2 protein-coding genes are annotated in these 13053 nt (G+C 43.6%); both read left to right on the top strand.

Annotation, left to right across the window (positions count from 1 at the left end; genetic code table 11):
• Positions 1 to 45 precede the first annotated feature (45 nt).
• The gene (locus Q0590_RS29135) at positions 46 to 1170 is read left to right on the top strand and encodes an outer membrane protein assembly factor BamB family protein (protein WP_302041175.1); all 1125 of its coding nucleotides are present in this window, start codon (positions 46 to 48) and stop codon (positions 1168 to 1170) included.
• Positions 1171 to 12855, top strand: coding sequence for an Ig-like domain-containing protein (locus tag Q0590_RS29130; RefSeq protein ID WP_302041174.1), 11685 nt, complete (start codon positions 1171 to 1173; stop codon positions 12853 to 12855). It begins immediately after the preceding gene.
• Positions 12856 to 13053: the final 198 nt, after the last annotated feature.

The raw sequence follows: 13053 nt of genomic DNA, 5'->3' as shown, positions 1-13053 counted from the left end.
TTTTTACTGGGGCTTAGTTTGTTGGCATGCCAACAGGATAGGTCTGTGAGCCCATCCCAGAGTACTACATTCATCAAACTTTTTGGAGGATTTAATACGGAGAAAGCCTATGCCGTGGAGCAAACTGCTGATGGTGGGTATGTGGGGATCGGATCTACTAACTCCTCCGGAAAGGGAGGTATGGACATGTACCTTATTAAAACAGACAAAGGTGGAAACATTGAATGGGAAAAAACCATTGGTGAAACATTGGATGATGAAGGAAAAGCTATACATATACTAGCCGACGGAAGTATTTTATGCCTGGGAGATTTCACCCACGAAGGCGGCTTTACTGATCTGTATCTGGTAAAACTAAGCAGTGCTGGTGAAATAGTATGGACAAAAACATTTGGGCAGCCCGGCCGGAATGAAAAAGCCTTTGACTTAAAAATAACTGCTACCGGAGATCTATTATTAATAGGAAATACGTTGGCCACTGCTGGAACTACCGATATGTATCTGGTAAAAACAGATGCTAACGGAACGTTGCTCTGGCAGAAAGACTATGGCCTTACCGGCCTTCAGGATGAGATTGCTGCTGTGAGAGAAACGTCAGAAGGAAATCTGCTGTGGTGCGGCACTGAGTTTAGGGAACGAACCGGAAAGATTTCTTCCGATATGCGGATGATCCTGACAAATGCTACCGGCGATGTAATCTGGGATAAAAATGTGGGCAGGGAAAATCTAGATAAAGGAGCAGATGTACTACTAAAAGATACAGGCTTTATTGGTTTAGGTACCACTTTTCATGCACAGGAGGCCGATGCAGATATTTTTCTAATCAGTTTATTTGAAAGCGGCAATACCAGATGGGAAAAGGCTGTGCTCAAACCTAAAACCAATGAAGAAGCCAGGTCAATTGCCCCAACAAAGGATGGTGGATATATTATTACCGGAAGTACTTCCCTTCCCGGCACAGGTAACGAAGACATTCTTTTACTGAAAGTAGATGGGCGGGGAAACGAACTATGGTCAAAAAGTTTTGGCGGTTTGCTGCCAGATACTGGCAATCAGGTGAAACAAACCGCTGATGGTGGCTATATCATTTTTGGAACCATCTATTTTGAAACCAACGCTATGCTTTGCCTCATTAAAACTACTGCTCAAGGAGAGCTGGATAGAAAGTAAATGATTGTCCCTCACTTCTTTTACAAGTTTCGTTTTTTATGGAAAGCAACTGTTGGAGTCGTCTTTCTTCTGAATGCGATTATACATTCTGCCTTTGCCGATACTATCGTAATTCCTGCTACAGGAGGTAATAATTTGTGTGTAGGAAGTGGATATGTTTTGCTAGGGGATATAACCGTAAAGGAGCAAGTCCATGATGATTTTAATGAACAGACATTTAAGAATTTCAAGTTAGTTGTACCTTCAGCAAACTTTGAGTTTCTTCCGGGCACAGGCAGTGTGCAACTAATTTCAGGTAGCGGATCTATTTTATCTCTACTCAATCCTATTGTAGTCACTTCTTCGTCTATCACTATTAATTTTGATCTGGTAGGCGTTAAAAATGTTTTTGATGGTTTCATTATCTCTGGTATTCAGGTTAGAGCTGTGGGTACTGCCGCTTCAGGGCAAATTCTTGTTCAAAATCCGGCACAAACCAATGATACAGATCTTAGAAAAAACCGGGCGGGCGATGCAGTAAACCACGGATGGCTGATTAGTGTTTCTCCTACTTCAAGCGTAACAACAATAACTAGTAGCGATCCGGATAATAAAATTTGCACAGGAGAATTAGTAACTTTTACAGCAAGCCCTATTCCAGGGGTTAGTTATTATGAATTTTTTATCAATGGAGTTTCTGCTTCTTTAAGTACATCTAATACCTTTTCAACATACAATCTAATCAGTGGGCAAACTGTTACTGCTAAGGGAATAACTTCTAGTGGATGTACTTCCGCTTTAAGTAATGCTATTACAACTACGGTGGTGCCCTTGCCTATTGCAAATATCTCCAGTAGTGATTTAGACAATGCTATTTGCTCTGGAGAATCTGTTATCTTCACTGCTACACCCGATGTAAGTATAAGTAATTATGAATTCTTTATTAATGGAATTTCCAAGCAAAGTGGCCCATCAAATACATTTTCTACCTCTTCTCTAACAAATGGACAAACGGTAACTGTTAAAACCACTTCGTTGAACAACTGTGTAGCAACCAGTACAGGAATTATCACCCAAGTTTACAGCAAACCGTCTGTAACACTTACCAGTAACGATGCCGATAACACCATCTGTGCTGGCCAATCAGTAACGTTTACCGCCGAATCTGTGACCGCTACAAGCTTTGAATTTTTTGTCAATACTGTTTCTAAGCAGCATAGTACCTTACCTACTTACACTAGCACTTCTCTTGCTGATGGAGATATAGTTTCAGTAGTGGCAAGAAATAATCTGGGCTGTTCGGCTACACAAACTCTTTCTCCTTTTACTGTTTATCCGGTTCCGTCCGTAACAGTATCTAGTTCAGACATTGATAATAGCATTTGTACAGGACAGAGTGTTACATTTACAGCTCTTGCTACCGGAGCCACTACATTTGAATTTTTCGTTAACGGCATTTCTGTACAAAATTTGGCATCGAGCACCTATACTACTTCCTTGCTAACGAATGGTGCAACGGTATTTGTTAAAGCAGGCAATGCGTCCAGCTGTTCTACTTCGAGCAATGTAATTACAACTGCTGTACAAAAACTGCCTGCTGTTACCTTAAGCAGTTCAGATACAGACAACACTATTTGTGCAGGAGAACCGGTAACTTTTACAGCAGCCTCAGATATTGGGATAAACTACGAGTTTATACTAGCGGGTGTTAGCGTTCAGAACGGAAACTTAAATACATATGCCACCACTTCATTAACCGATGGCCAGACTATTTTTGTAAAGGTAACCAGTGCTGAGGGATGTACAGTAAGTAGTACAGCTATAAAAACAACTGTGTTTTCTGTGCCTACCATTACACTTACCAGTTCTGACACAGATAATCAGATTTGCTTAGGGGAATCTGTTTCCTTTACGGCCACCGAAATTACATCGGCAACCTATGAGTTTATACGCAATGGCTCAGTTGTGCTTGCTGGACCTCAACGCGTATATACCACGAATCTGCTTACGGATGGAGATGAAATTACTGTGCGGGTCACTTCAGCAAATAATTGTACAGGTGTTAGCAACACTATTCGTACTAGGGTAAATTCAATACCTTCACTTACACTAAGCAGCTCTGATGCGGATAATACTATTTGCGAGGGAGAATCTGTTACTTTCACCGCCATTTCAGATATAGCTACCCGGTATGAGTTTTTGATTAATGGGACAGTGGTACAGAATTCTGCTTCCAATAGTTATTCTACCTCTACCCTTATTCATGGCCAAAGTATAGCAGTCAGGGTAGCTACACCAAGCGGTTGTACAGATTTAAGCTCAGCCATTACTTTTACAGTGAATCCTTTGCCAGTCAAACCAACGGTAAGTGTAACTGCCGGCACAGCTGTATTTTGTCAGCAAGGTACGAACCATGTTACTTTACAGTCTTCAGAATCATCCGGAAACCAATGGTTAAAAGATGGGATACTTTTGCCAGGTGAAACCAATCAGACGATCACCTTAATTGAAGTAGCACATAGTGGAAAATATGCAGTTCAGGTTACCAATTCTAATTATTGTAAAAGTCTCTTATCCAATCCGCTAACGGTCACTGTTCACTCATTGCCTGTAGCCAATTTGCCTGTCTCTGTCAATGCCGGAGTTTGTGAAGGAACATCTGCAAATGTATCTGTCTCTGGTTCTCAGACTGGTATAAATTATGAACTATATCATAATACTACGTTGATCTCCGGCCCGGTAGGAGGCACAGGAAATACCATTACTTTATCTACCGGCGTACTTTCTCCGGGTGCATATACCCTAATCGTTAAAGCAACAAATCCGGTAACAGGGTGTAGTATTGAACTTGCTAACACTGCTTCAGTGACTATCAATACAGCTCCATCAGTTTCTTTATCCAGTTCAAATGGAGGTAATTCAATATGTCCTGGTGAATCAGTAACTTTTACAGCTAATTCTGCCACAGCAGTCAATTATGAGTTCTTTGTGGATGGCCTTTCTAAGCAGAATGGGCCTTCACATCAGTTTACAACGTCTATTCTAACAAACAATCAGACGGTTAATGTAGAGGTAACTTCGGCGGAAAACTGCAAAAAACAAAGCAATAGCCTTTTAATAGATGTCAATCCGTTACTTGTTACTGTAAGCAGTTCAGATCCCAACAATAATATCTGTGCAGGAGAACCGGTAACCTTTACAGCCAGTGCCAGCATAGCCACAGTCAGCAATTATGAGTTCTTCGTTAATGGTCTTTCTCAGCAGAATGGCCCGGCTAATACTTTCACCACTTCATTGCTGACCAACGGCCAGACCGTAACGGTGAAAGCCACTACAACCACCGGCTGCTCAGCCACCAGCTCAGGGGTGACAACATTTGTAAACATACTTACTGCCACATTAAGCAGCACAGATAGTGATAACAAGATCTGTCAGGGAGAAAGCATCACCTTTACAGCTAATGCCCCAACGGCTACCACCTATGAGTTTTTTGTCAATGGACTATCGGTACAAAACTCTGCCACTAACCTGTATACCACTTCATTGCTGACTAACGGCCAAACCGTAACAGTGAAAGCTACGACGGCTACCGGCTGTTCAGCGACCAGCTCAGGCATTACTACAACGGTCAATCCGCTGCCTGCTGTCAGCCTGTCAAGCTCAGATGCGGATAACACCATTTGTCAGGGAGAACAGGTGACCTTTACAGCTAATTCGGCCACAGCGGTTAATTATGAGTTTTTTGTGGATGGTATCTCTAAGCAGAATGGCACCTCTCATCAGTTTATTACCAATTCCTTAACTTCCGGACAGGTTATTTCCGTTACAGTGAAGGATAATAATGGCTGTTCTTCAACCAGCAATTTGATCCCTTTTACCGTATCTCCTATTCCGGTAATCATACTTACTAGCCTAGATGCCGATAACACTATTTGTCCGGGAGAAGCGGTAACCTTTACAGCCAGTGCCAGTGTAGCTACAGTCAGCAGTTATGAGTTCTTCGTTAATGGTCTTTCTCAGCAGAATGGCCCGGCTAATACTTTCACCACTTCATTGCTGACCAACGGCCAGACCGTAACGGTGAAAGCCACTACAACCACCGGCTGCTCAGCCACCAGCTCAGGGGTGACAACATTTGTAAACATACTTACTGCCACATTAAGCAGCACAGATAGTGATAACAAGATCTGTCAGGGAGAAAGCATCACCTTTACAGCTAATGCCCCAACGGCTACCACCTATGAGTTTTTTGTCAATGGACTATCGGTACAAAACTCTGCCACTAACCTGTATACCACTTCATTGCTGACTAACGGCCAAACCGTAACAGTGAAAGCTACGACGGCTACCGGCTGTTCAGCGACCAGCTCAGGCATTACTACAACGGTCAATCCGCTGCCTGCTGTCAGCCTGTCAAGCTCAGATGCGGATAACACCATTTGTCAGGGAGAACAGGTGACCTTTACAGCTAATTCGGCCACAGCGGTTAATTATGAGTTTTTTGTGGATGGTATCTCTAAGCAGAATGGCACCTCTCATCAGTTTATTACCAATTCCTTAACTTCCGGACAATCTATCGCTGTGCTGGTAACTACAGCACAGGGTTGCTCAACCATGAGCAGTGCCATAAGTACAGTAGTAAAAAACTTACCGTTAATTGTTTTATCCAGCAGTGATCTAGACAACACCATTTGCCCAGGTGAGACAGTAACTTTTTCAGCTTATTCTCCAACAGGAACAAACTATATATTTTTTGTAGACGGCGTGTCTGTACAAAACTCACCTAGCAATGTTTACACTACTTCTACTCTTTCGGATGGGCAAACTTTAAAAGTTCTGGTAACTTCAGCTGACGGATGTTCTTCCACCAGTACAGGCATTACAACCACAGTTATAGACTTTACCCTGACTTTGACAAGTTCCGATGCGGATAACACTATTTGCCCGGGAGAAGCAGTTACATTTACAGCTGTTTCTTCAGCTGCCACCAGTTTTGAGTTTTTTGTCAATGGATTATCTGTACAATCTGGTACCTCTAATACTTTTACAACGAGCTCGTTAACTGATGGGCAGCTGGTATATGTAAAAGCAAACACTAGTGCTTGTTCTCTAAATAGCCAAACAATCAAAACCACTATTGAATCATTGACGGTTTCTTTAGCTAGCAGTGATAGTGATAATAAAATATGTTTGAACCAAGCTGTAGTATTTACGGCAACAGCACCCTCCACTGCTACCTATTTTGAGTTTTTCCTGGATGGTGTTACTGTTCAAGCCGGGACAGCTAAGACTTATACAACTTCAGCCTTAACGAATGGGGAAAATATTTGGGTTGTTGCGAGAACAATCAGCGGATGTACAGCTACCAGTAATTCTATAAATACAGCAATTGATGAAATAGCTATTAGTCTTACCAGCTCAGCTAGTGACAATAAGATTTGCCAGGGAGAAATGGTAACATTTACCGCCAACTCAGCCACCGCTGTCAATTATGAATTCTTCGTCAATGGGGTATCGGTGCAAAACTCTGCCACTAACCTTTATACTACCTCATCGCTTACCAACGGCCAGGTACTAACGGTGAAGGCGACTACTGCCTATGGATGTACTATCGTAAGCTCAGGCATCACGACTGCTGTCAATGCGGTCCCGGTGCTTACTCTGACAAGCTCGGATGCCGACAACATCATTTGTCAGGGCGAAACCGTAACTTTTACAGCCAGTTCAACAGTAGCCGCCAGCTTTGATTTTCTCATCAATGGCAGTGTGGTGCAAAGTGGGGCGGCGAACACCTTTACCACTACCGGCTTAACCAACGGCCAAACTGTTACGGTCAGAGCTACCACTACCAACAGTTGTGCTGCACTTAGCTCTGGTATTACCATTACGGTGAATCCTATGCCCGTTGTTAGCTTGGTTAGTTCAGATGCCGACAATGCTATTTGTCAGGGCGAAACCGTAACATTTACAGCTAACTCAGCTAGCGCTAGCAATTATAAATTCTATGTCAACGGCACACTGGTACAGGAAGGAGCTTTTCCAACGTATCTGACCTCTGGCTTAACCAACGGCCAAACCGTTACGGTCAGAGCTACCACAGCCAGTGGCTGTAGCACCCTTAGCTCTGGCATCACCACTACGGTCAATCCCCTTCCTACCGTCGTACTCACTAGTTCGGATGTAGACAACATTATTTGTCAGGGAGAGACTGTAACCTTCAAAGCTAATTCAGCTACTGCAACCACCTATGAGTTTTTTGTGGATGGATTATCGGTGCAAAACTCTGCCACCAACTTATACATCAGCTCTAGTTTAACCAATGGCCAAACAGTAACTGTGCGGGTTTCTACAGCTAATGATTGTTCTGTGCTTAGTACAGGTATTACCACTACCGTCAATGCGGTCCCGGTGCTTACTCTCACCAGTTCGGATGCTGATAACATTATTTGTCAGGGCGAAACCGTAACTTTTACAGCCAGTTCAACAGTAGCCGCCAGCTTTGATTTTCTCATCAATGGCAGTGTGGTGCAAAGTGGGGCGGCGAACACCTTTACCACTACCGGCTTAACCAACGGCCAAACCGTTATGGTCAGAGCTACCACTACCAACAGTTGTGCCGCACTTAGCTCGGGTATTACCATTACGGTGAATTCTATGCCCGTTGTTACCTTGGTTAGTTCGGATGCCGACAATGCCATTTGCCAGGGCGAAACCGTAACTTTTACAGCCAGTTCAACAGTAGCCGCCAGCTTTGATTTTCTCATCAATGGCAGTGTGGTGCAAAGTGGAACGGCGAATACCTTTACCACTACCGGCTTAACCAACGGCCAAACCGTCACGGTCAGAGCTACCACCGCTAGTGGCTGTAGCACCCTTAGCTCTGGCATCACCACTACCGTCAATGCGGTCCCGGTGCTTACTCTCACCAGTTCGGATGCGGATAACATCATTTGTCAGGGCGAAACCGTGACCTTTACAGCCAGTTCTTCGATACCAGTAAGCAACTATAAATTCTATGTAAACGGCACTCTGGTGCAGGACGGAGCTTTTCCTACGTATCTGACCTCTGGCTTAACCAACGGCCAAACCGTTACGGTCAGAGCTACCACAGCCAGTGGCTGTAGCACCCTTAGCTCTGGCATCACCACTACGGTCAATCCCCTTCCTACCGTCGTACTCACTAGTTCGGATGTAGACAACATTATTTGTCAGGGAGAGACTGTAACCTTCAAAGCTAATTCAGCTACTGCAACCACCTATGAGTTTTTTGTGGATGGATTATCGGTGCAAAACTCTGCCACCAACTTATACATCAGCTCTGCTTTAACCAATGGCCAAACAGTGACTGTGCGGGTTTCTACAGCTAATGCTTGTTCTATCCTGAGTGCTGGCATTACCACTGCTGTTAACGACTTGCCATCAGTAACTTTAACCAGTTCGGATGCGGATAACATTATCTGTCAGGGAGAAACGGTAACCTTCAAAGCTAATTCAGCCACTGCCACCACCTATGAGTTTTTTGTGGATGGGGTATCGGTGCAAAACTCTGCCACCAACTTATACATCAGCTCTGCTTTAACCAATGGCCAAACTGTTAAGGTCAGAGCCACTACAGCAAGTGGGTGCTTCATTCTTAGCTCTGGCATCACGACTACCGTCAATCCGTTACCAGTAATCACCCTGACAAGCTCGGATGCGGATAACATCATTTGTCAGGAAGAAACGGTAACTTTTACAGCTAACTCGGCTAGTGCCAGCAACTATAAATTCTATATAAACGGCACACTGGTACAGGAAGGAGCTTTTCCAACGTATCTGACCTCTGGCTTAACCAACGGCCAAACCGTTACGGTCAGAGCTACCACAGCCAGTGGCTGTAGCACCCTTAGCTCTGGCATCACCACTACGGTCAATCCCCTTCCTACCGTCGTACTCACTAGTTCAGATGCAGATAACATCATCTGTCAGGGAGAGACCGTGACGTTTACGGCAAATTCGTCTACTGCTGTAAGGTATGAGTTTTTTGTAGATGGTGCACCCGTGCAAAATTCACCTTCTAACAAGTATACAACTTCTTCTCTCGTCAATGGCCAAAGTATTCGGGTGCTAGTAACCACAGCTGCTTCCTGCCAGGCAACTAGTAATCCGATTAATTTTCAGGTTAATCCGGTGGTTACTGTAAATGCCGGTGCAGATATGGTTGTTTGTGAAGGGGAACCAATAGTGTTAACAGGTACTTCTTCTTTAGAAGGAAATCCAGTTACTGTAACTTGGAGTGGAGGCTTAGGTATTTTTAATGATATCCATTTGCCAAGTGCAACCTATACACCAGCTCCAAGCGAAATAGGCAAAACGGTGGTACTCACCTTGACAACAGTAGACCCAGATGGAGCTGGTCCTTGTTCAGAAGTAGCCGATCAGGTGAGGGTTCAGATTAATGCCTTACCAACTGTGATTTTTACTGGATTAGGTACAGCCTATTGTATAGACGCTGCTTCAAGTGAATTGACCGGATTCCCTGCTGGCGGTGTTTTTTCCGGAAAGGGCATAGATAACAGTATTGCCGGAAAGAATTTTTTCATACCTTCTTTGGCAGGTGTTGGAACTCATATCATCCGGTATACTTATACAGATGCTAATGCATGTACAAATTATTTCGAACGTTCTGTAGTCGTACATCCATTACCTTCAGTAAGTTTTACCGGTTTCAATTCTACCGGACCCGGAGGTACTGCACAATATCCCCAGGATGCGCCATCCATTGTCTTAACAGGCTCACCTGCAGGAGGCTTTTTCACCGGAAAAGGGTTATCTGCTAATGTATTCAATGCTGGAGCTGCAGGCCCGGGCACGCATGTTATCAGGTATACCTACAATGATGAAAATGGCTGTGTAAATTTTCAGGACCAAACCGTTACGGTGCTTCCGCTGCCTGAAGTTGGCATTGGAACCATGCCAGATCAGTTTTGTTCAAAAGATCCTGACTATCTGATGACAGGTACTCCTGCCGGAGGAACATTCTCAGGACCGGGTGTAATTGGTGGCACCACTGTATTCCGTCCATCAAATGCATTTATTGGCGCTAACACCATAAGATATACCTATAAAGATCCTGTTAGCGGGGGAACAAATTTTATTGAGAAAACAATCATCTTGTATAAGGTCCCAGATGTTACCTTTAGTGGACTGAATGCTTCCTATTGTGTCGATGGAGCGCATGCGGAGTTGAATGGATTCCCGGCAGATAATGATGGCCCAGGTGGTGTGCTTGGTGTTTTCAAAGGTCCGGGCGTGTATCCAGGTGCAGTTGAAGGAAGTTATCTTTTTAATCCAAGGGCAGCAGGCACTGGAACACATCGGATTACCTATGTATTTACTAATGAAAATGGTTGTACGGACTCAACTTCTAAGCAGGTAATCGTATATGATCTACCCTTGGTTACATTTAGCGGCCTGGAAAGTTTGTATTGTGTAGAAGCTCCATCTGCTAAGCTGGTAGGTTTTCCATCGGGTGGTAATTTCAGCGGCACAGGTATTAGCGGCAACAGTTTTATTCCTTCTCTTGCAGGCCCTGGTATTCATACCATAACGTACACATATACGAATTCAAATGGCTGCACTAGCACTCAACAACAGCAAGTAACCATCTATCCGATGCCTGTTGCCAACTTCCGTTTTGAAAAAGTTTGCGATAACGATGAAGTATCTTTTTCAGATTTGACTCCTACTACCGGATCGGGAGCTATTACTGCCTGGGAGTGGAATTTTGGTGACCCAGTTTCCGGGAGTTTGAATACCTCCAATGAGCAGAATCCCTTCCACCTTTTCACGGGGCCCGGAACATATTCGGTGACTTTAAAAGTAGTATCTGCGTACGGATGCGAAAATACCAAAACAATGGCTGTAACAATCGGTAGTATTCCGAAACCAGATTTTTCATGGTCCGGCATCTGTCTTGGTGAATCCGTGCAATTTACTCATCAGTCTACTGTATCGTTCAGCACTATTACCGAATGGGATTGGAATTTTGGTGATGGTACAAGCAATAAGGTATTCAGTAGTACAGAGCAAGTAGCACATCCTTACGCTAGCCCGGGAAGATACATAGTTACCCTTACTGTAAAAACAAACCTGGGTTGCACCAATTCAATAGCAAAAGAAATCTACGTTTTACCTTCAGTCAACACGTACCCCTATTTTGAAAATTTTGAAACAACAAATGGTGGATGGATTCAGGATGGTATTCAATCCAGTTGGGAACATGGCAAACCAGCCGGCAGTACCATCGCCTATGCAGCATCAGGTACAAATGCCTGGATCACTGGCTTAGCTACCTCGTACAATATCAATGAGAAATCATATGTCTACTCGCCTTGTTTCGATTTCAGCAAGTTAACAAAGCCTATGATCTCCTTAAATATTTGGAATCATACTCAGCAAGGTTTTGACGGAGCTGTACTTCAGTCATCTGTAGATGGTGGATTAACCTGGTTCAATGTAGGAACTATTGGTGAAGGCATCAATTGGTATAATCAATCGGCCATTATTGGTAACCCTGGCAACCAGGTGATCGGGCAGAATGGATGGTCTGGTATGGACGACCAGTGGCAAAGCGCCAAATTTGCTCTAGATAACTTAAAAGGATACACCTCTGTACGTTTCCGGATTGCCTTTGGCAGTAACAACGATAACCCGCCAAATCAGATTCTGGATGGCTTTGCCTTTGACGATGTATACATTGGTGAAAGGGACCGTACGGTGCTTCTGGAACATTTCACGAATTCATCCAGCACGGAAGCTCTTGAAGAAAATGCATTTATTAACCGGTTGTCAGTTGATACAGATGAAGTGGTAAGTATTCAATACCATACCAATTTTCCTGGTGCCGATCCGTTAAATGAAGTAAATCCGGCTGATCCAAGTGCCAGAGCCTTATTTTATGGTATTCCGCAAAGTCCTAGAACTGCCATTGATGGGTATACTGTAAATCAAAAGTTTTCCGGCTGGGGTTTACCCATACTTTCCAGAAGAAAACTCACTGAAACAGCTTTCAAAATTGATGTAGCGTTTCCAGTTACTGCAGACCAGTACTTAACTATTAAAACTGACCTGACTGCTTTACTTAATGTTTCCGATACGCTTACTGTACACGTAGCTGTGGTTGAAAAGCAATTAACGAATTTATATGATGGCGCCCCTGTCTTTCATAATGTTTTAAGAAAAATGCTTCCTAATGCTGCCGGAACTAAGTTTACCAGAACATGGCAACCAGGCGACACGCATTCCATGGAAGTTTCGTGGCAGCCGGTAAATATTAAAGATGCCTCTCAGTTGGCAGTAGTAGTATTTATTCAGAATGATCGGACCAAAGAAATTTACCAGGCTATATTTAAACAGCCATCTGTTATTCCTACCATTATTACTGGTATGGAACCTGCAATGGCTGAAACCAATACATTTACCCTCTATCCAAATCCGGCAACGCAGAAAACATCTATTTCATTTAACCAACCTGTTACCCAGGAATATACATGGACTATCTACGATGTTGTTGGTAGAAAAATAGCGCAAGGCGTATTGGCCAAAGGACAGAAGGAAGTTCTGATAGACGTTGCATCCTATGCTGAAGGCAGCTATGTGGTACACCTTTCCAGCCGGAACAAAAGCTCCTGGTATAAGAAATTACTCATTCTTCACAATAAATAGTCACATAAAGCTGATTTAGTAAACCAAAGCCCTCCGTTCAAAATTATATGAACGGAGGGCTTTGGGTATAAGCCAATTGAAACACTTCAAGATCTACTTTTCGCCTTTTTGCCAGGTATTTCCCACACGTAGGGCGGTTTTGCCCTCTATTTGGTTATCAAGTAACCATCCTTCCATTTCTCAAGGCACTTTATCGGC

The sequence above is a fragment of the Rhodocytophaga aerolata genome, from assembly GCF_030503435.1.
Taxonomy (GTDB): Bacteria; Bacteroidota; Bacteroidia; order Cytophagales; family 172606-1; genus Rhodocytophaga; species Rhodocytophaga aerolata.
The sequence above is the reverse complement of the archived record's forward strand: the minus strand, read 5'-3'. Positions and strand labels throughout refer to the sequence as shown.